This window comes from Pauljensenia sp. C0170B4 (assembly GCF_056590235.1).
Genome location: NZ_JBWPVS010000007.1, coordinates 69451 through 90870, shown reverse-complemented (window position 1 = coordinate 90870; position 21420 = coordinate 69451). Strand labels below are relative to the sequence as shown.

At 59.1% G+C, this 21420-nt stretch carries 16 protein-coding genes; 8 read left to right on the top strand and 8 right to left on the bottom strand.

The window, feature by feature from the left end; genetic code table 11:
- Nucleotides 1–14: 14 nt before the first annotated feature.
- The 5 genes from AC1EJ1_RS09430 to gatC form a co-directional block, all read right to left on the bottom strand.
- Nucleotides 15–1409 (bottom strand): ABC transporter permease subunit, encoded by a 1395-nt coding sequence (locus AC1EJ1_RS09430; protein WP_082628447.1) that lies wholly within the window; start codon nt 1407–1409, stop codon nt 15–17.
- Between the two features lie 19 nt (nt 1410–1428).
- Nucleotides 1429–3063, bottom strand: coding sequence for an ATP-binding cassette domain-containing protein (locus AC1EJ1_RS09425; RefSeq protein ID WP_480295747.1), 1635 nt, complete (start codon nt 3061–3063; stop codon nt 1429–1431).
- 201 nt (nt 3064–3264) lie between these two features.
- Nucleotides 3265–4767, bottom strand: a complete 1503-nt coding sequence (gene gatB, locus AC1EJ1_RS09420; RefSeq protein ID WP_058236223.1) for an Asp-tRNA(Asn)/Glu-tRNA(Gln) amidotransferase subunit GatB — start codon at nt 4765–4767, stop codon at nt 3265–3267.
- A complete protein-coding gene (gatA, locus tag AC1EJ1_RS09415) occupies nt 4767–6275 on the bottom strand; it encodes an Asp-tRNA(Asn)/Glu-tRNA(Gln) amidotransferase subunit GatA (RefSeq protein ID WP_058236038.1) in 1509 nt (502 codons plus the stop codon). The genes gatB and gatA overlap by 1 nt, the downstream gene beginning before the upstream one ends.
- Entirely contained in the window at nt 6275–6571 is a 297-nt protein-coding gene (gene gatC / locus AC1EJ1_RS09410; RefSeq protein WP_058236039.1) for an Asp-tRNA(Asn)/Glu-tRNA(Gln) amidotransferase subunit GatC, read from the bottom strand. Before gatC ends, gatA begins: the two co-directional genes overlap by 1 nt.
- Nucleotides 6572–6680: 109 nt before the next feature.
- On the opposite strand from gatC, the gene AC1EJ1_RS09405 reads away from it, so the two are divergent.
- Nucleotides 6681–7949: a phospholipase D-like domain-containing protein gene (locus tag AC1EJ1_RS09405; RefSeq protein WP_058236040.1), complete on the top strand. Its 1269-nt coding sequence runs from the start codon at nt 6681–6683 to the stop codon at nt 7947–7949.
- Here the strand turns inward: AC1EJ1_RS09405 and ligA are convergent.
- On the bottom strand, nt 7872–10469 hold the full coding sequence (gene ligA, locus AC1EJ1_RS09400; RefSeq protein WP_480295746.1) for an NAD-dependent DNA ligase LigA: 2598 nt from the start codon (nt 10467–10469) through the stop codon (nt 7872–7874). The two genes, AC1EJ1_RS09405 and ligA, sit on opposite strands and share 78 nt — an antisense overlap.
- A 195-nt stretch (nt 10470–10664) precedes the next feature.
- Here ligA and AC1EJ1_RS09395 point away from each other — a divergent pair, with 195 nt between their 5' ends.
- Nucleotides 10665–14297, top strand: a complete 3633-nt coding sequence (locus AC1EJ1_RS09395; protein WP_480295745.1) for an FtsK/SpoIIIE domain-containing protein — start codon at nt 10665–10667, stop codon at nt 14295–14297.
- Between the two features lie 254 nt (nt 14298–14551).
- Nucleotides 14552–14800 carry a WhiB family transcriptional regulator gene (locus AC1EJ1_RS09390; RefSeq protein WP_058236042.1) on the top strand — a complete coding sequence of 83 codons (249 nt, stop codon included), beginning with the start codon at nt 14552–14554 and terminating at the stop codon, nt 14798–14800.
- 112 nt (nt 14801–14912) lie between these two features.
- On the opposite strand, the gene AC1EJ1_RS09385 is transcribed toward AC1EJ1_RS09390, so the two are convergent.
- Entirely contained in the window at nt 14913–16376 is a 1464-nt protein-coding gene (locus tag AC1EJ1_RS09385) for a sensor histidine kinase (protein WP_058236043.1), read from the bottom strand.
- A gap of 67 nt (nt 16377–16443) precedes the next feature.
- Here AC1EJ1_RS09385 and AC1EJ1_RS09380 point away from each other — a divergent pair, with 67 nt between their 5' ends.
- From AC1EJ1_RS09380 to AC1EJ1_RS09360, 5 genes are all read left to right on the top strand, one after another.
- On the top strand, nt 16444–16944 hold the full coding sequence (locus AC1EJ1_RS09380) for a DUF2505 domain-containing protein (RefSeq protein WP_058236044.1): 501 nt from the start codon (nt 16444–16446) through the stop codon (nt 16942–16944).
- Between the two features lie 168 nt (nt 16945–17112).
- Nucleotides 17113–17562, top strand: a complete 450-nt coding sequence (locus tag AC1EJ1_RS09375; RefSeq protein ID WP_058236045.1) for an OsmC family protein — start codon at nt 17113–17115, stop codon at nt 17560–17562.
- A gap of 4 nt (nt 17563–17566) precedes the next feature.
- Nucleotides 17567–18334, top strand: coding sequence for a VPDSG-CTERM exosortase interaction domain protein (locus AC1EJ1_RS09370; protein WP_082628448.1), 768 nt, complete (start codon nt 17567–17569; stop codon nt 18332–18334).
- Between the two features lie 36 nt (nt 18335–18370).
- Complete coding sequence (locus tag AC1EJ1_RS09365) at nt 18371–19204, top strand: thymidylate synthase (RefSeq protein WP_070725633.1); 834 nt, start codon at nt 18371–18373, stop codon at nt 19202–19204.
- Nucleotides 19201–19830: a dihydrofolate reductase gene (locus AC1EJ1_RS09360; RefSeq protein WP_058236047.1), complete on the top strand. Its 630-nt coding sequence runs from the start codon at nt 19201–19203 to the stop codon at nt 19828–19830. Before AC1EJ1_RS09365 ends, AC1EJ1_RS09360 begins: the two co-directional genes overlap by 4 nt.
- On the opposite strand, the gene AC1EJ1_RS09355 is transcribed toward AC1EJ1_RS09360, so the two are convergent.
- Nucleotides 19799–21109 carry a DNA recombination protein RmuC gene (locus tag AC1EJ1_RS09355; protein ID WP_285016162.1) on the bottom strand — a complete coding sequence of 437 codons (1311 nt, stop codon included), beginning with the start codon at nt 21107–21109 and terminating at the stop codon, nt 19799–19801. The two genes, AC1EJ1_RS09360 and AC1EJ1_RS09355, sit on opposite strands and share 32 nt — an antisense overlap.
- Between the last annotated feature and the right edge of the window lie 311 nt (nt 21110–21420).

The window sequence follows — 21420 nt, the reverse complement described above, 5'->3', positions numbered from 1 at the left end:
TTTGGTTTCATGGATCAGGCAGGTGAACTGCCCGTAGGCGATTCTCCTTTCGTGACAGGATCGACCGATGTTTTTCCAGCGTCGTTACTGATTTGCATGAGGGCTGACTCGTCCGCTTCGTCAATGGTTGGCGAGCCGGCAGTTAATTTTGCCGGGCTGCTGCCAGGAGAATTCTCCGCCGATTCGATGGCTCGCCTGTTTCGTATCGCGTTTTGGAACGTACCGATCAGCGAGCGCTTGCCCTGACGCTTGGAGTAGACGTCAACTGCGACGGCCAGGAGCAGAACGAGTCCCTTAATGATCTGTGTCCAGTCAGAGCCCACGCCCAGCAGCTGAAGACCGTTGTTCAGAAATGCCATTACCAGAGCGCCTACCATCGTTCCACCGATAGTTCCAATTCCGCCCCACACGGATGCGCCGCCGATGAAGCAGGCTGCGATCGCATCGAGCTCCCACATATTTCCGTCCTGAGGCCCCGATGAGGTGGATCGGCCGATAAACACCATCGCTGCGATAGCGGCTAGAACGGAGGAGGTACACATGACAGCGAAATTCGTGCGTTTGACGCGGATGCCTGTCAAAGCTGCTGCAGCACGGTTGCCACCAATCGCATAGACGGACCGTCCGATGATTGTGCGTGTCGAAATAAAGTGGAAAATGATGACAAGGACAACCACGATGAGTCCTGGTATCGGGAACGACGTGCCTGGCCTGCCTGTAGCGAAGAGCCACATCACGCCCAGGATGGCACCGCCTACGACGACAAGACGCACAATCGGTACCCACAGTGGCGGCACATCTGACTGGGCCCGGAGGCTCTTGCGCCGACGGTTAAATTCGCCCCATGCCAGCGCGGCGACGATCAGAACAGCAAGGACCATCGTCGGCAAGTTAAAGGCTAAGACATCTGGAGCAATATCGGGCATATAGCCCGCGCCAAGGGTCTGGAAAAGCTCAGGGACAGGTACTGTCATGGATTTCCCAATGAACTGGTTGGCGCCTCTGAACAGCATCATGCCCGCCAGGGTTGTGATGAACGCCGGGATTCCCCATTGGGCTACCCAGAAACCCTGCCAGCATCCCACGAGGATGCCAACGCCCAGTCCTACCAGCAAGCCGACAACAGGCGGCAACCCGGATTCAGTCGTCAATTTGGCAACGATGATGCCAACGAAGGCTGCTACCGATCCCACCGACAAATCAATATGCCCGGCAATGATGACCAGTACCATCCCCATCGCCAGGATCAGCACGTATGCGTTGCCCATGATCAGGTTCATGAGGTTCTGTGATTGCAGGACTTTGCCGCCCGTAAAGACCTGGAAAAACACGACGATCACCAGTAGCGCTGCGATCATCGCAAATTGTCGAAAATCGCCCCCGAAAAGAGCGCGAAAATTCTTTTTCATAGTGTGTCCTTTTCTCCTGCTACGCGGACTGGGGTGTTGTTGATGAGGTCATGAGGTGCATGAGTGTTTCCTGGTCTGCCTGATCCGACGGCATCTCGCCGGTGATCTGACCTTCGAAAATCGTGTAGATTCGGTCGGTGATTCCCAAAAGTTCGGGCAATTCAGAAGAGATGACGATCACAGCTTTTCCTGCAGCGGCGAGTTGCTGAATGAAGGTGTAAATCTCATACTTGGCGCCCACATCAATCCCACGGGTTGGCTCGTCGAGGATCATGACGTCGGCGTCAGTGAACATCCACTTCGCTAAAACCACTTTTTGCTGGTTCCCGCCGGACAGCGTGCCGACCCCTGTCATGACAGATGGGGTCTTGATTTGCAATTCTTTACGATATTGCTCGGCTGCCATGACCCCTTCGTCAATATTCATGATCCCGTTATGGGTGATTTTTTCCGGGCGTGCCGAGATAACGGACTCGTATATAACGTCCAGCAGGTTCAATCCGAGGGTCTTGCGGTCTTCAGGCAAGTAAGCCAGTCCCGCTTCGATGGCGCGAGGTACGGTATCAGCCTTAACTGGCTGGTGGTCGATCTTCATACTGCCCGATTCCCACACTCCGTAAGATCGGCCGAAAATGGAGCGCGCCAGCTCAGTCCTCCCGGCACCCATCAGGCCCGCAAAGCCGACCACTTCCCCTGCCCTGACATAGAAACTCGATCCCTTGCATACCCATCGATCTGCGGCGACAGGGTGGCGAACCCACCAGTCATCCACTTCAAATCGAATGTCACCGGGGTGCGATTCACGTTCGGGGAAGCGGCGGTCAAGCGGACGCCCAACCATGAGACGAATGATGTGATCCTCGTCGATCGGTGAATTCTGTGCATCGATGTATCCCACGGTTTTCCCATCACGAATGACCGTGACTGAATCAGCGATTTGGGCGATTTCGTCGAGCTTATGCGAGATCATGATCATGGTGATTCCACGACCGCGCTGCTTGCGCATGAGCTCCAGTAGATGTGCTGATTCTTCCTCATTCAGCGCAGAGGTCGGCTCATCCAGAATCAGCAGTCGGACGTCCTTGGCAAGAGCTTTCGCGATTTCAACGAGCTGCTGCTTGCCGACCCCGATGTTCGAAATCAGCTCATCCGGCGACTCGTCCAGTCCAACCTCCGCCAGGTATCGGGCTGCCCGCAGTCGTGTCTGGTGCCAGTCAATTCCGAAACTGCTGCGAACCTCATTTCCCAGGAACATGTTCTCCGCTATCGACAATGTCGGGATGAGAGCAAGTTCCTGGTGAATGATGACGATTCCGGTTCTTTCAGAGTCGCGAATTGTCGCGAACCTCATTTCCTCACCGTTGTATACAACCTGGCCGTCGTAGGTGCCGTGGGGATGCACACCGGACAGAACTTTCATCAATGTGGATTTACCTGCGCCGTTTTCCCCGCAAATTGCGTGAATCTCGCCGCGACGCACTCTTAGATTGACATCGTCGAGTGCGATGACTCCGGGGAACGCCTTGGTGATGTGCTTCATCTCCAGGAGCGTGTCTTGTGCTTCATCGATCATTCGTTCTCCAGTGAACTGATGGACTGTGATGCCGCGAGCTGCAATGCCCTCAGGCACCACCACAATACACGCCAGTTTCACTTCATGAAGTCAATTTACGCATTTGTGTTTAACTTTTAAATCCAAATATTGTCGCCGCGCACATATGGTGGAATGTCAGCAGAGACCACCGCGTCTCTTCCCTTCATTACAGTAGCCGCTAACGCAAGAAGGTGGCGGCAGAGCCTGCCAGCTCCGCCGCCACCTCACATTCCCACTCCAGGGGCTGAAATCGGTCGGGTTTTACTCCTCGACACCCACCATTTCCATGATGAGTTCACGCACGCGCGCAGCGTCGGCCTGGCCTCGAGTCGCCTTCATCACTGCTCCGACCAGGGCGCCAGCGGCCTTCACTTTGCCACCCTTGATCTTCTCAACGACGTCGGGATTGGCGTCAAGTGCTTCCTGAACGGCAGACGTCAGTGCGCCCTCGTCACTGACCACCTCAAGGCCACGCGCCTGCACGACCTGCTCGGGATCGCCCTCGCCGGCCAGGACACCTTCGAGGACCTGGCGGGCAAGCTTATCGGTCAGTCGTCCATCGTCAACGAGCTTCTGAAGCTGCGCAATCTGCTCGGGTGCGACCGTCAGATCCTCCAACGCAACCTCATTTTGCTTCGCCGTGCGTGCCAGCTCACCCATCCACCACTTGCGTGCAGCGGCAGGTGAGGCACCGGCCTCAACAGTGCTTTCGATCAGCTCAAGCGCTCCGGCATTGACGACGTCGCGCATTTCCTTATCCGAATAAGACCACTCGGTGCGCAGGCGCCGACGCTTCGCTACCGGCAATTCAGGCAGCTCGGCGCGCAACTGCTCGACCCATTCGCGCGACGGAGCAAGCGGAACCAGGTCTGGTTCAGGGAAGTAGCGGTAGTCTTCCGCATCAGACTTCTCGCGGCCTGACGAAGTCGACCCGTCCTCCTCGTGGAAGTGGCGCGTTTCCTGGATGACTGTGCCCCCCGCCGACAGGATCGCAGCGTGGCGCTGAATTTCGAATCGGACAGCGCGCTCGATACCGCGGAAAGAGTTCACGTTCTTCGTCTCTGAGCGCGTGCCGAGCGGCGCATCGGGGCTGGGACGCAGCGACACGTTAATGTCGGCGCGCACGTTTCCGCGTTCCATTCGAGCTTCCGAGACTTCCAGCGTGCGGAAAATGTCACGCAGTGAGCGCACGTATGCTGCGGCAACCTCCGGAGCGCGTTCGCCGGCGCCTTCGATTGGACGCGTGACGATCTCAACCAGGGGCACGCCGGCGCGGTTGTAGTCCACCAGCGAGTGGTCGGCACCGTGGATACGGCCGTCCGCGCCGCCGACGTGGGTGTTCTTGCCAGCGTCTTCTTCCATGTGAGCACGTTCGATGGTGACGCGGAACATTTCGCCGTCTTCGAGTTCGACGTCGACATAACCGTCGTGCGCGATCGGCTCATCGTACTGCGAAGTCTGGAATGCCTTCGTCAGATCCGGGTAGAAGTAGTTCTTTCGGGCAAAACGGCAGTACTCCGCGATTTCACAGTTCAGTGCCAGGCCAATCTTGATGGCGTATTCAACAGCCTTGTGGTTGACGACCGGCAAGGAACCTGGCAATCCGAGGGACACTGGCGTAACAAAGGTGTTCGGGTCGCCACCGAACGCGTTGGGCGCAGCGTCAAACATCTTGGTCTTCGTGCCCAGCTCGACGTGAACCTCGATACCGAGAACAGGGTCGAACTGTTTGACCGCGTCTTCATAATCCATGAGGTCTTCCATCATTCGCTCACCTTCCAGTCGGCAGCCGGGCATCTGCCCGCAACATCATCGCTGAGCAGTTCAACAAGCGCTGCCACCTCGTACATCTTCTGATCATGACGTGCCGGTGCAATCACCTGGAATCCGACGGGCAGATTCTGTTCGGTCACGGCATTCGGAATCGTCATTGCGGGGACGCCTGCAAGGTTGGCCGGAATGGTGGCAATGTCGTTGAGGTACATCGCCATCGGGTCGTTGATCTTTCCACCCATCTCGAAGGCGACGGTCGGCGCGGTCGGCGAGACGAGGACGTCGACCTGTTCGAAGACGCGCGCAAAATCGCGCTGCACGAGGGTGCGGACTTTCTGCGCGGATCCATAATACGCGTCGTAGTAACCGGCCGACAGGACGTGAGTGCCCAGAATGATGCGGCGTTTGACCTCATCACCGAAACCAGCCTCGCGGGTAGCAGCCATGACGCGTTCGGCTGTGACATTACCTTCGGCGGGTTCAACACGGATGCCGTAGCGCATGCCGTCAAAACGTGCCAGGTTCGAGGATGCCTCGGCCGGCATGATCAGGTAGTAGGCCGCGAGCGCGTATGCAAAGCTCGGGCAGGACACTTCGATGACTTCAGCGCCTGCGTTCTTGAGGGCCTCCACACTGGCGTTGAACGCGTCGAGCACCGCGGGTTCATACCCCTCGCCGGACAGTTCCGTCACGACGCCGATCTTCAGTCCGGCAATGCTGCCACGGTCTGCCACGGCGCGCACACTGTCAGCAAGGGGCGGCACCGGGTCAGTCAAGGATGTGGAATCGTGTGGGTCGTGACCACCGATGAGTTCCTGCAAGGCGGCAGCGTCCGCAACTGTGCGGGTGACAGGCCCGATCTGATCGAGCGACGAGGCCATCGCAACCAGACCGTAACGTGAAACCGCACCGTAGGTGGGCTTTGCCCCCACAGTTCCCGTCACTGCACCTGGCTGACGGATCGACCCGCCAGTATCGGAGCCGAGGGCGAGCGGCACCATGAACGCTGAGACAGCGGCAGCTGACCCGCCGCCGGATCCGCCGGGGATACGGCCAAGATCCCACGGGTTTCCTGTTGCGCCATATGCGGAGTGCTCAGTTGAGGATCCCATGGCAAATTCGTCCATGTTGGTCTTGCCGACGATCGGCAGGCCGGCCTCGTGAATCTTTTCGACGACAGTTGCGTCGTACGGTGGCAGCCATCCCTCGAGGATCCTGGAGGCACAGGTGGTGGGCATGCCACGTACGACCATGTTGTCTTTCACTGCGATGGGGACGCCTGCAAGGCGATGGAGCTTCTCCCCCGCTGCGCGGCGCTCGTCAACGCGACGAGCTGTTTCGAGGGCACCCTCGCGGTCAATATGCAGGAAGGCGTTGACGTGTTCATTCAGAGCGTCGATCCGGTCCAGGCATGCTGTCGTCAGTTCAACGGATGTGATCTGACCTGCCTCGAGCATGTCGGCGAGTTCGAGTGCGGATTTCTTGAGCAGGTCGTTCATCAGTCCTCCTCGAGAATCTGCGGGACGAGGAACATTCCGCGGTCCTGAGCCGGTGCCTGCGCCAGAACCTCATCACGGTCGAGGGTGGGGCCGACTTCGTCTTCGCGCCACACATTCGCCAACGGAATGGGGTGCGACGTTGCGGGAACGTCAGGGGTGGCAACTTCGGACACTTGTGCAACGGATGTAGCGATGACGTCAAGTTCACCGGCGAAGCGCTCGATTTCTTCTTGCGTCAGCGCAATCCTGGCCAGCCCGGCGACGCGGGCGACTTCTTCAGTACTGATGCGTGACATGGTGCCAATTCTATGTGGCACGAAGCAGATATTCGACCCAGCGGGCCCGAAGGCACGTGTCTCACATGTATAAGTTCTCAAATTGTCGGGAAGGAATTAGGCTAACGGCATGGCAGTTGCACGGAAGTGGCGTTTAAACCACCAGACGGGGTGGAAGATTCTCAAAGGTGTCGGTATCGGGCTGCTCGTTGCGCAAGCTGCTGCCGTCGTCACGGTTCATGCCGTTGACCGAGTCCGAATCGCACGTATTCCCGGTGGCCGTCACGGCTTCCCCACTTTGCCCCCCAGCGATGTCCAAATCGATTCGAACGTTGTGCGGACCTACACCGAGGGCGAGTCGCTTTATACCGACATGCTGGACGCGATCAACGAGGCTCGTGAGTCGATTTGCTTTGAGACCTACATCTGGGCGGCCGACGAGATTGGACGCGCCTTCAAGGATGCACTCTATGCCGCTGCTGATCGAGGCGTTCAGGTCTACATCGTTTACGACGGTTTCGGAGTGCTGAATCAGAATCCACTGTTCAAGATTTTCCCCAGGCACCCGAACCTGTTCCACCGGCGTATCCCTGAGATTCGTTCGGGCCTGTTCACGCTTAATTTGCGCAAGACAGGGCGTGATCACCGCAAGATTCTCGTCACCGACGGGAAGTACGGCTTCGTTGGTGGTTACAACATTGGTGAGCGTTTCGGCATCGAATGGCGAGATACTCACGTCCGTATCACCGGTCCGGCGGTGATGGAGTTGGCGGACGGGTTCGCTGAATTCTGGAATCATTTCAAGCGGCCGTGGCAGCCGGCTCTACCTGACGGCGGGGTTAAGGACTGGTTCCCACCCATCAGTGCCGAATTCAATCTGCCCTCACGATTACTGTTCCCCGTGCGGGGCCTGTACCTGGATGCCATTGACCGCGCGCGTGACCAGATCCTGATCACCACTGCTTACTTCATTCCCGATAAGGAAATTTTGCACAACCTGGTTGCGGCTGCGCAGCGAGGCGTGCGCGTGAAGGTGCTGATCCCTGAATATTCCAACCACATCATGGCGGACTGGGTTGCGCGCCCCTACTACGGAGAGCTGCTGCGCAACGGTATTGAAATCTGGCTGTATCAGCACGCCATGATCCACTCCAAGACCATGACGATTGATTCGCACTGGTCAACGATTGGTACTGCCAACATCGATCGCCTGTCGATGCAGGGCAATTTTGAAGTCAATCTGCAGTTCCGTTCCACCGCTTTGGCAGAGCGCATGGAAGAGATCTTCGCCAAAGACCTCACGACGTCCAGGCAGCTGACGCTAGAAGAGTGGGAGAGACGAGGCCTGCCCACCCGCATCATTGAGCGGCTCCTCCACCCCTTCGAGTGGGTCGTCTGAGTCGACTGAAGCAGCGTGTGCCTCGTCAGCCTGCGCGTCAGTTTCTTCGAGGACACTCATACCGCGTGCCAGCAGTTCGTCGAAGCGGGACTGGTCAAGAATCGGGACGCCGAGTTCTTCGGCTTTCGCCACTTTTGACCCGGCCCCAGGGCCTGCCACAACCAGTGACGTTTTCTTGCTGACCGAGCTGGTTGCCTGCCCGCCCCGATCCGTGATGGCTTCCTTCGCGCTGTCACGCGTGTACCCTTCCACCGATCCGGAGACGACGATCGTCAGTCCTTCCAGCGTGGCTGCGTGAGTGGATGCGGATCCACCCTCGTCACTGTCGTGCATGCGCACCCCTGAGGCTGCCCACCGGCGCACAATCTCCTGATTGTCAGGCTGTGCGAACCAGTCACCAATCGCGCGCGCAATGATCGGGCCTACCCCGTCGATTGCGCTGAGTTGTTCTTCAGTGGCCGAGGAAATCGCCTCCATCGAGGGCATTGCCGCTGTCAGTTCCCTGGCGACCGTGGGGCCGACGTGGCGAATCGACAGTGCAACCAGCACGCGCCACAGTGGCTGAGTGCGTGCCTGCCTGTCCATGAGTTCGAGCATCTGCGTCAGCGTGTCACGAGGGCGAGACTCAGCCGGTTCGCGGAACTTGATCTTCACCTTGTTTTCTGACCGCGTCCTGGTGACCCACGGCTGTGTCCAGAAGAAGTGGACGTACGCCCAGTCCTCGCTGGAAGGTACCTGGCGCCAGATCATCACATCTTTCACATCATCGGCGGTGAGCGTAAAGATTTCGCTTTCAGAGGTGACAACCGGGTCCTGAGCGGATGGCAGCATCGCATTTGCCGCTTCCATCTGCTCACCGTGACTTAAGTGGTCAACGTCGGTGAGCACAATGTGCGTGCCGTCTTCGAGCACGACTCGATGCCCCGCAATCAGCGCCGCCGCGACCTCGTCACGATGGTTCTCAGGCTGCGTCAGCGCGAGGGCGGCCTCAGCTCCCAGATGCTCGATGTCCAATGCGGACCGTGACGCAATATGTTCAATGCGTTCAGTCAGCTGCGCCGGGCACAGCGCGCGATTCAGACAGCGCAGATCCGCATCGCCTTCAGACTCGGCCCTGAGCATACTGCCGCACGACGGGCACTCGGTCGGCATGACGAATTCCCGCTCAGTTCCATCCCGTTCGTCCACCACCGGTCCAACAATTTCAGGGATGACATCTCCCGCTTTGCGCACAATCACCAGGTCACCGATCAACACTCCCTTGCGCGCCACCTCGCCCGCGTTGTGCAGTGTCGCTCTCTGCACATGCGAGCCGGACACGAACACCTTATCCATCACCGCGTAGGGCGTGACGCGACCCGTGCGTCCAACCTGGACGTGGATGTCGAGCAGGCGCGTCGTGACTTCCTGAGGTGGGAACTTGTAGGCAATCGCCCATCGCGGCACGCGCGAGGTGGCCCCCATCTGGCGCTGAAGCCCCTGATCGTCAACTTTGATCACGACGCCGTCGATCTCATGATCCAGTCCGGCACGCTGATCACCCAGCTCGTCAATGCGTTGAGCAATCTCGTCATAGGAATGCACCAGCCGCGTGTGAGGTGACACCGGGATTCCCCACTGTTGGAACAGCTCGTACCAGCCGAACAGGTGTGTAGGGGCGGTGAAAGACTCACCAGCCTCGATAGCGCCAATGCCGTGCGCCAACAGAGCGAGCGAGCGCTGCGCAGTGATCGCCGGATCTTTTTGCCGAAGTGATCCGGCTGCAGCGTTGCGTGGGTTGGCAAAAGGTGCCGGAGGCTTGTGGGGCTGACGATTCAGTTCTCCAGCACGGTACTGCTCAAGTTTTTCCGCGTACTCGTTGTGCGCGCGAGCGCGCTGCTCGTTAATCTGCGCAAAGTCTTCCAACGGCATGTAGATCTCGCCGCGAATTTCCACCATTTCAGGGTGCGGACCGCCGGACAGGACATGCGGAATGGATGAAATAGTGCGCACATTCGCGGTCACATCTTCACCCACGCGCCCATCACCCCTGGTTGCCGCCTGGATGAGGAACCCGTTTCGATACAGCAGCGACACTGCCAGGCCGTCGATTTTAACTTCCGTCGTCATCGCGGTACTCGCAGAGCCAACCTCGTCAATCGTGCGCTGCCACCACGAGCGCAGTTCGTCCAGGGAGAAGACGTCCTCGAGCGACATCATGGGTTCTGCATGCTCGACCGGCGCGAATGCTTCGCTGCGTGTGCCACCGACCGTGGCCGTAGGCGAGTCAGGTCCTGATAGCTGCGGGTAGGTGCGCTCTATGTCCTCCAGCTGGCGGAAGAGGGTGTCGTAGTCCGCGTCGCTCAGTTGAGGCGCATCCTTGTCGTAGTAGTCGTGGCGTGCCTGCTCGATCCGTTCAACCAGGTCGACCCACTGCTCGCGTGCCGACGGTGGGACGCTCTGATCGCACTGGGGGCTCTGCGAGATGCTGGGCGGCTGAGCTGCGGGGGTGCCCGCGGTGGCGGCATGCTGATCTTCCATACGACTATTGTTCCACTGTTCGCGTTCCGGCTGGTCGACGAGGGCGACCTGTGGATGTCTGGGCGCGAATTGCGCGAATCGACGTAGGTGCTGTGGAGGGCGACTGTTATCCACAGAGCGTACGCGTGTTACTGCCTGTCCACATTCCAGGTCATCTGAGTGGAGGCGCGGCGGTGAGGACATCACCATGTTGACATGACGACGTTGACACTTCCTATGCTTCGCGAACGAGAGGACGCACCCGCACGCGCGGCGAAATTCACCCGCGCTGAAGTAGCGCCGGCCGGAGAGGACGACACTGCGGCTGCCGCTCACCCGTTAAAGACAGCTTTTCATCTGGCGTGCGTGAGTGGTCCGGATGTGGGACTAGTGGTGCCGATCGAAGCCTGTACGCTGATTGGCAGAGCAGACGGGCACGGTCTGACCTCGCAACATTTGTCCCGCACGCACGCTTTTCTTGAGGATCACGGTGCCGTGGCCCGCTCACTTACACGACGAGTGCGATCAGATCACGTACCCCGATGGCCCTGGCTGCGCCGCGAGCGCGCACAACTGTCCATCACCGATTGCGACTCCACCAACGGAACACGTGTGGCGCGGCGCCTCCCCCTCGTCGGCATGCTTCCGCGGCGCTTTTCTCGACAAGTCGGCGCACGTGCGCTGCCCCTATCAGTGGGGCATCGTATTTTCGCTGGTGGAAACGTATTCGAGGTGCGTGCCAGGCCTCTCAACTCCTCCTGGCCACAGCCTGACCCCGTTCGCAATCGGTTCGTGCGATGGGGCATCATCCCCATGCTGCTGTTCATCCCCATGATGGTGTGGCGCCTGTCCATGTGGGGAGGTGCTGCGCGTGGGTGGCTGGTCGGCGCATTGGGTGTGGCGATGGCGCTGGTGGCAGGAATATTCGTGCTTCGCTTACTCAGGCGTCGGAGATTCTGGAGGCACTACGACGCAGCCTCCCTCGCCGTCGCGCTCAGCGCACTGCCTCGCGGCGATTCGCACTCATCTTCAGCACCGCTGTCGCCTCCAGGTAGACACAGCGGCAGCGGGGATCGTACGTTGCCAGATGCACTTCCTGTGTGGCCCGGCATGCTTGGAAAATCCCCTGCACTGGAGCTGAATCTGAGCGAGATATACGGCTCGTCACCTGCACCTGTTTCCCTCGTTTCAGGGCCCCGACGCGCGCCGATGCGTCGGGGCCATTCGCGCCGAACTGGAGAGCGAGTGCAGGTGCGTGTCGTCGGTTTTATCGGGGAGCACGCTGTGTCGGGTGCCTACTGGTGGGCAGCTCAAATCGCTGCCCGACTGGGCGGCGCCCGCATCATCAATCCAGATAGTCACGCGCGCCGCATCGGTTCGCCCGCAATCGACATTCACATTGTCAGCGGGTCCGTCTGCGTGGCATGTGCAGATAGAGGCGGATCCGAACTGAGACGTGCTGGAGATGGTCGGCACGTGGTACATATTGGTGTCGGAGCAGGATATGCAGATTTACCCGAATGGTGTGACCACATCATTCGCCCGAACCACGTCCTCGTAACTGACCGATGGTGGGATACGTGCACCGAGTCTGCTGATGAAGGCACCCACAACAGTGTTCCGGACTCGGTAACATGGGAGGACCTTGCTCAGTGGGAGCCGGACGAATCGCACTCTCAGTGCCTGCGCGTACCCATCGGACACGACGGACACCGACTCGTCAGCATTGACCTTGTCTCAGACGGTCCTCACGCGTTGCTTGCCGGCATAACGGGATCTGGAAAATCGGAAGCGCTGACGACGTGGCTGGCGCAGATGTGTGAACGCTTCAGCCCGCGCCAGGTGCAACTCGTCCTCATTGACTACAAGGGAGGAGCCACATTCACGCCATTGACGCGATTGCCCCACACCCGCCAGGTCCTGACAGACCTGGAGCCTGATGCCACGAGTCGGGCGATTCGAGGACTGTCATCGCTCCTGCGAGAACGCGAACGCGACCTTGCGCGCCTCGGCTTTCCCGACATTCGCCGCTGGCATGAGGCTCATTGCCGAGGTGCGGCGCCCGAACCTCCCGCGCGCATCATTATCGCGATCGATGAGTTCCGGGTCCTCGCTGATTCGCATCCCGACACTTTGGATGCGCTGGTCAGGCTGGCTGCCCAGGGACGCTCCCTGGGATTGCATCTCATTGCTGCGACCCAGCGCCCGTCAGGGGCGATCACGCCGGCCATGCGCTCCAACATTGACATTCGCATCGCATTGCGCTGTGCCACCGAGGCAGATTCGCTCGATGCGATCGGCACCCCGGCAGCTGCTTCACTTCCTCGTCACCCTGGTCGTGCGCTTATCAATGGTGGGACGCACATACAGTTTGCGTACTGTGGTGACATAGAGCGGGTGGTTCGGCGCGTGCGCGACAGGTGGGGGCGTGAAAATGACTGCCCGCCTCTATGGGCGCCCGAGCTTCCCTCGCCCCTTTCATGGCACGAGGTTGACGCCACCTACCTTAGCCAGGTGGCAGTACGTGGATGCAGCGGGGAGGCTGATCGGCGCATTGCGATTGGGGTGGCTGATGGGATCGATATCGGACGCCATTACAGCGTGCTCTTTGAGGATGGGCATATCCGCTTGGAAGGGCCTCACTATCGCAGCGCTGATCTGGCGCAGTGTGCACAGGCGCTGGGCGTGAGGATCGGGCAAGCTCGCGGGATACCAATCCACCTGTGTGACAGCACATCGCTGGCCGGCCACGCGATGAGCACGCAGCTGTTTGCTTCCCGTCTCTCACTCGATGATGCAGGCGCCGTTACGCACCTGCTCACCGGCATTGCGGCACACGGCCCATCCGTCCTGATCGTCACCGATGTTCCCGACATGATGCGATCGTTGGACCGCGTGCTGTCAGCGGGCACGGCACACACTGTGTGGAGTGAGTGCTTGTCGCAGGCTCGTGCCAGCGGTATCACCATCGTTGCCGCAACTCCGGGTGAGTTTGGCACCGGGGGAAGCTGCAGTTCAGCTTTTTCTACCCGTTTTGTCGCAGCCCATTCGTCAGATGAAGCGCTGCGCGCAGGACTTGGTGTGCGCACACCGCTCACTCGCCACGATGGCCATTTCATTCTTGCCTCTCTTCCGTCACGTATCCGCTCCTCATGCGACGGAGGAATCGGTGAACCTGTTGACCTGACAGGGGTGTTATGTGCACTCCCCCACGCGATCCCCACCAATGCCGAGCGCGACACACATGCAGCCTCTGTCACTGAGAGTGCGGAGCCGTGGACGGTGCTGTCTTTGAATGCCCCTCTTTCAATGCTGCGGACTCGCCCTGACACAGCATTGTCGACAGAAGGGGCCGAGCTGACAGAAGGAGATAAGGCGGAGGGCAAGGCGCAGCGAGCAGATAGGACAGCTCCAGCAGGGAACGGGGAGCCCGCTGCGCCATGTCTGGGCTGGGTAGGAGCCTCACTTGAGTCACTCTCTTATCCGCACGGGTCGTGCGTGCTGATCGGTGATGATCTGGAGGATGCGCGCCGCATTCTCGAGACGCACTGGCATATGGTGTCAGGCCCACGCGATTGTCGGCCGGGCTTTGATCCAGCCCAGATCACGCTGCTTGGATCTCATCAGTGGACACAACTACGCTCACACGCGCATGACACAGTGATCGCGCTGGATCCGTCACCTGATTTGATTCGAGCATTGGCACAGGTCGCGCGCAGCGTTCCTGTCGCTGTTCGTGCGGAGCGGTGGGGAGCTCACAATGGGATCATTATGCATGCAGGACGAGTTGAGCGCTTCCGTCTCAACACAGCCCTTCTTCAGGAAAGATCCAGACCTTTCGATTCCTAAGGCACACCGGCTTCGGTCATCCGCAGGCGTTCGAGACACGCGCGTCACACTGGTCTTCTCCACATTTTCGTCCCCTCACACCGCCGCGCGTAAATCCTCGTGACTATTGACACATGCGTGAAACGGGAGTTGGGCCCTTTTTCCCCTTGCCCTTCGGTGATGATTCGTCGACAATTGATCAAGTTATCGACAAGTTATACGTTAAGCGTCGAGTTGTTTAACAAAACGTTAACGGAAATGGAGTTTGAGGGAAGATGGACTGGCGGAGTAAAGCAGCCTGCTTAAGTGTTGACCCGGAGCTGTTTTTCCCAATCGGCAATACTGGTCCAGCCCTGACACAAGCTGCGGAAGCCAAAGCTGTATGCCATAACTGCCCCGTTGAGACCGTGTGTCTGCAGTGGGCAATGGACAACAACCAGGATTCCGGAGTGTGGGGCGGTCTGAGCGAAGAAGAGCGCCGCTCAATGAAACGCCGCGCCGCACGTGCACGCCGCGCTTCCTGAAACTCCTCACTGACTTCAACGCGTAGCCGGGTTCACCACGAACTCGGCTACGCGTTTATTCAGTGCACGAACACTGCCCTCACATGCCCATTCCACCGAGCACACCTCTGCATCACTCCACGCGTAGACGCAGCGTGACAACTGTGCCCGATTCTTCTCCCGGTTCCCACTCGATCGTGCCTCCCAGTTCCCCTCGAACCATTTGCCGCACAATCTGCGTGCCCAAGCCGCTGAGTGGAGTACCTGGCTCAAATCCTACGCCGTTATCAATCACGCGAACCGTCATACGTTTGTCGTTGTCGTGGTCGCGCTGCGCATCGATGCGTATCACGCCGTCTCGCCCTGCCAGACCATGCTCGACAGAATTGGCAACAAGCTCGTTGAGCACTGTGGCCAGGGCTTGAGCCTGATCCGCGCTGATCACGCCAAATTTACCCGTCGTAATAACCTCAACAGAATGGTCCGTTGAGGCAACCGCGCCAGACAGGCGCAACACGGAGCGGGCGACCTCGTCAAAATCAACTTCCTCATCGACCGTGTGCGACAACGCCTGGTGAACTGTGGCGATGGACTGCACTCGGCGTTCGGCCTCCTTGAGGGCATCCTTGACTTCCTGCGAATCAGAGCGGCGGGCCTGCAGTCGCAGCAGGGCCGACACGGTTTGCAGATTGTTCTTGACGCGGTGGTGAATCTCCCGAATCGTGGCATCTTTCGTCATCAGCTCTTCTTCACGCCGACGCATCTCAGACACGTCGCGTGTCAAGATGACCGCCCCCAGACGATGACGCCCATTGGTCAGAGGCAATGCGCGCATATTGACTGTCGAGGCGTGCGCCGAGATCTCCACGCGCCACGCTGCCCGCCCCATCACAACGACAGCCAGCGTTTCCTCAACAAGCGCGTCATTGGATATGACGTCTGTGATGTCTTCGGCCAGCACGCGCCCAATGACCGAGTGTCGAATCCCCAGGCGCCTCAGGCATGAGCTCGCATTAGGAGTCAGCTCCTGAACCGTGCCGTCACCATCAATGAGAATCACGCCATCCATAACGCGTGGCACGCCGTGCGCAAGAACTGTTGGTGTAGACGTGTAGGGATACTCACCGCGCGCACACATCTCCAGCAGGATTCGCGAGGCATTCTGCGTCCAGGCGCCCATCCCGACGGTCGGGCGCGGTGAGGCCAGGTTCGATTCGCACGTCACGACCGCAATGACTGAGCCTCCGTGACTGATCGGGACGCACACCTCCGTCATGGAGTAGGTGCCGGCCCAGCGCGTCCCTGACGGCTCCACAATCGAGTTGGTCTCCATTGCCTGGCGCAGGTTTGCTTCGCGCGCGGCCGGTAGATACAGGCCGATAATGTCATCGAGGTGCACCGTCGTAGCGGTCGATGGCCTGCAGTGCGCAACAGCAATGAAACGCCCGTCGTCGGTGGGAAGCCACAGCACAAGGTCGGCAGCAGCCAAATCGGCCAGGACCTGCCAATCTGCAAGCAAGAGGTGGAGCCAGTCAAGATCCTGCTCCGCGAGGACACGCGAGGAAGCCTGTCCGGCGAGTTGCATCAGGGAACGCATGGCACCACTGTAGTGGTATGGAGGCCATTATGGGTGCCTCGAACACGCAAACCGGAGCGGAGAAACTATGCGAATTAACGAAACCTACGCCTACCCCCTGGGTTTTGACAAGGTCAACGCGATGTATGCAGATCCCGCGTTCACTTACGCGCGTCTGGATCAGCCCGGAGTGACTGACCCTCAGGCCAATGTACATTCCACCGCCGATGGAGGCCTCCTTATTGAAGCCTCGTGCACACTTGACGTCAATCAGCTTCCCCCGGCGGCGCAGCGGTTCCTCAAGAAGTCACCCGCCATCACTATGAAGGAGCAGTGGGAGCCGATCAGCGGTCGCGAACGGGTGGGATCGACCATGCTGACCGTCGAAGGCGTGAACGCGAGCGGCCACTTCACCTCGAAACTTTCCGGCAATGACGCGCAAGCAGTGCGCCAGATGGACGGCGAATTTACCGTCAAGATTCCACTGGTGGGTAAGACGATCGAGAATATGGCAATGAAGCAGATCTCCCGGATCTTCGAGGCTGAGGTCGGCCTGGCTGAGAAATGGAACCAGGATCAGGCTCATTAGGAATCGGCACGACCTCACCGATAAAGGGCGACGACGAGGCGCGCTTGCCTGATCCGGCAAGGCTCAGTCCGGCCAGGACCTAAGGGAAATCACCTCTGCATGTTCGCCCTTGGAAATGAACGAGGGCGAAAGACGGTCCTCCTCGAACAAGAGTGAAACAATATAGCTATGGATACACATACGACGGCACCGGCTGCCGAGGGCGGCCCATCTGAGTCACTGTTCATTGAGCGCACCGGGAAAAGGCAATACGTTGCGCGCAACCATCGCGACGCGGCCGTGAATATCGGAGATGGACCGGGAGAGTTCACTCCTGGCGAGCTCTTGAAGATCGCCGTGGCAGCATGCAATGCGATGTCGTCCGATTCGCGTCTGAGCTCCGTGCTTGGTGACGACTTCCAGCAGTTCACCGGCGTTTCCGCGGTCTCCAACAAAGAGGAGAACCGCTACGAATCGTTCCAGGTTGAATTGGTGCAGGACCTGTCAGCCTTGAGCGATGAGGATCGCGCTGACCTGATCGAACGAGCCACGCGCGCTATTCACAAGAACTGTACGGTGGGCCACACGGTTGAACAGTCGGCCACCTATTCGGCAACTTTCACATCAGAGAAAATGTAACGATATGTCACCTCGTTCTTCAGATTCTGAGCGCTCACGCATGCCGCTGTCTCTGCCGGAAAGTGTGTGGCAGAAGGCGCTGAACGTTCCTCACGCAACCAGTTTAAAGGCGGCGCGCAAGCTGCGTGAACAGTTCCCTGACCTTGCTCCTGACGAGCTGGTTCAGCTCGCCACCCGCTCGTACCTGCGGCGCATCGGGATGGAGTCAGGTGCTGTGGGTGCGGCGGCGGCCTACCCTGGTGCCGGCACCGCAGTTTCTGCAGCAGCATCGGGCGCTCAGCTTGCCGCCTTCGTGTCAGAATCTGCTCACTACGCGATGACTGTGGCGCACCTGTATGGCATTGATCTGAGGGATCCCGCCAAGCGCACGGCACTGGTTCTGGCCGCCTTGACTGGGCGGGAAGGTGCGGAAATGATTACGGCGCAGGTCGGGATCCAGACTTTGGCCTGGTTCCGCAACTCGTTCCTGTCGATTCGCACGGGCACCGCCCAGCAGTTCAACCGTCTGTTGTCCAAGTGGCTGCGCAAGAAGGCAGTTTCGAAAGCTGCAACCACAACACTGGGACGCCTGTTGCCCTTCGGTGTGGGAGCTGTTGTGGGCTGGCAGTTGGGCCGCTCGATGGCCAAGTCTGTCGTTGAGGGCGTGCAGACAGCGCTGGGACCCGCACCTTCGGAAAACGTTGAAGACGTTGTGATCGATGTGCAGCCGGTTGAGGATCCTGCCGCAGATGATGAACTGTACGAGGCGATCGTCCTACCTGATGAGGAATAATACGATCAAGCCAAATGAAGAAGTGAGCGACGATTGATGACTCAGACATCTGAAGGGCGTGAGACACCTGTGGGCGCGGATCGCCAGTACGAGGATTTGCTGACGCGCGTCATGAACGAAGGCGTTTCCAAGGCTGACCGCACCGGCACAGGCACCCGCTCCGTTTTCGGCGCGCAGCTGCGCTATCCGCTGTCTCAGGGGTTCCCACTGATTACAACGAAACGCGTCCACATGAAGTCGGTTGTGGGTGAGCTCTTATGGTTCCTGCGAGGCGATTCGAATGTGAAGTGGCTGCAGGATCACGGTATCCGCATCTGGAACGAGTGGGCCGACGATCAGGGGGATTTGGGACCTGTTTACGGTGTCCAGTGGCGCTCGTGGCATGCGGAGGGGGGCCGAACCTTCGACCAGATTTCGCACGTCATGGACACCTTGCGCACAAATCCGGACTCACGACGCATGATCGTGTCCGCGTGGAACGTGGGCGACCTGGAGTATATGGCGTTGGAACCGTGCCATGCTCTTTTCCAGCTCTACGTGGCCGATGGGCGTCTCAGCCTGCAGCTGTATCAGCGCAGCGCGGATCTGTTCCTGGGCGTCCCCTTCAATATCGCCTCATATTCCCTGTTGACACATATGTTTGCCCAGCAGGCTGGGCTTGAAGTGGGCGACTTCATCTGGACGGGTGGAGATTGCCACATTTACAACAATCACGTCGACCAGGTCACCGAGCAGCTCTCACGGGATCCGTATCCGTTCCCGACGCTCACGTTGGATCAGGCACCCTCGTTGTTCGAGTATGACTTTGATGATGTGCACATCGACAATTATCAGCACCATCCGACGATCAAGGCATCAGTCGCCGTATGAGCACACTTGTGGCGCGCCCCAATTTCACGCTGGCGTCGATTTGGGCGCAGGATCGAAACGGCATCTTGGGAACTGGCACATCGATGCTGTGGCATGTTCCGGCTGATTTTGCGCATTTCAAACAGATGACGCTGGGCTACCCGATCATCATGGGGCGCTCTTCCTACGAGGCTCTGGGCGGTCAGCCATTGCCCGGACGCACCAACATCGTCATGACGCGCCAGCGCGACTACGAGACCCCCGGGGCGCTGGTCGTTGCCAACCTGGACGAGGCGCTCGAGGTTGCAACCGCTCACCTGGCGGATCACCGTGACCAGCGAGCAGCCATCACCGCCAGCACTGCGACGACACCCGACATGGATAGGGACCCAGCTCCCGTGGTGTGGATTACCGGCGGAGCCCAGATCTACGAGCAGACGATGGATCGGGTGGATGAACTGGTCGTAACAGACCTTGATCTGGATGTACGCCCGCTCAGCGGGCAGAACACGCCGCTGGTGTACGCGCCGCACGTCGATCCCGAGCATTGGCACGTGGATCCTGATCGGTCCGATTCGTCGTGGCGAGACGTGTCGGGTGACGCTCGGTGGAGAATCACGACATTTGTTCGCCCTTCTCACCGCTGAGCTGATCACTGATTCGCAAGCTGCGCGCTTTCTTCTCTACTGGTTCGATGTGCGCGATGACATGTGATTCATCCAATTGGGACATTTTGCGGGCACTGACCAGCACCCGCGTTTCCAACGAGCCGACGAATCTGTTCCACCGTTCAGTCAGATCATCAATCGTCTTTCGAACAAGCTCAGCATGGTCTGCGAGGGTGCACAAGCGCGAATACAGTTCGCTGGCCAGAGCGTAGAACTCGCGAACCTGCGCAACGGCTGATTCTTCGCGCCACGTATATGCCACTGCCTTCAGGCACGCCCACAGTGCGCTGGGAGACGCCAAAGCCACACCTCGCGAAAAGGCGTATTCCAGCAGCTGCGGATCTTCGCGCAGCGCGGCTGACAGCAGGGATTCGAGGGGAATGAAGGCAATGACCAGGTCAGGTGACTGCTCGTACCTCTTCCAATACTCTTTCTTCGACAGTGTGTCCACGTGGGACCGCACGGCTCGAACATGCTGGGCAAGCAGTTTCTTCTTCTGTTCTGCTTCTCTCTCCCCTGCCGAGTCGGGAATATCGCATGCCTTCATGTACGCGTCGAAGGGCACTTTGGAGTCGATGATCAATGTGCGCCCTTGCGGCAAGTGCACCACCATGTCGGGCCGCTGACGCCCCGATGCCTCTCCGCTGTTTCGCTCACAGCGCTGCGTATCCTGTTCATCGAAATCAACGTGTTCCATCAAGCCACACATGTCAACGAGGCGTCGCAGCTGGATCTCGCCCCACTGGCCGCGCACAGACGTCGAACCCATGACGTCATGCAGCTGAGAGGTGGTCACCCGTAATTGCTCGCCGATCGTGGTCGATGCTTCAAGCTGCGCGCGGATAACCCCGTACTCCTCAGCTCTGGATCGTTCCATCGCCGACATGGAATGCGTCATTTTCGTCAACATGTCGCTGACAGGTACCAGCGCCTCCATAATCCGTGCGCGTTCTTTTTGCTGCCCCAGGCTGCGTTGAGCCTGATCTGCCAGGCGGTCTTCATATTCCACGCGCATGCGCTCGGATCGTTCGCGCTCATCGGCGAGCTGTTCATGCGCCTCTTCCAGGCGCTGACGAAGCTGGTCATGAACGGCTCGTGTCTGCTCACCACGCATATCACGCTCATGTTCAGCCTGCGATACGCGTATACGCAGCGAATCGAGCGCACGCCCCGCCCCCAGGTTGACCCCGGCAAACCACCCTGAAACGAGGCCCACCACCAGTGCGAGAAGGGGTACCACAACCATCCATATATTCATGGCTTCACTGTACGAACCACCGTGTGCATCTGGAGCCCATAGGTCTCTCACCAGCCACTCCGCACTCAAATGGGACCAAGGACCCAGCAGACAACCCTCATAATGACCTGGCTCACATTCTTCCAATCGTCGTGTGACATTGGCCGCATTGTTTGCGAACGGGGTGAGCAACAAATGTCTAGGGTGACAAGTACAGCAATGATGCTCTACCTGTAAATCGAGGACCGATGACACGCATCACTCATACCCCCATATGGCCTCCCCTCACTTCACTTCGCTCGCGTCACAGCGCCGTGTGCTCCGTCTCGCCC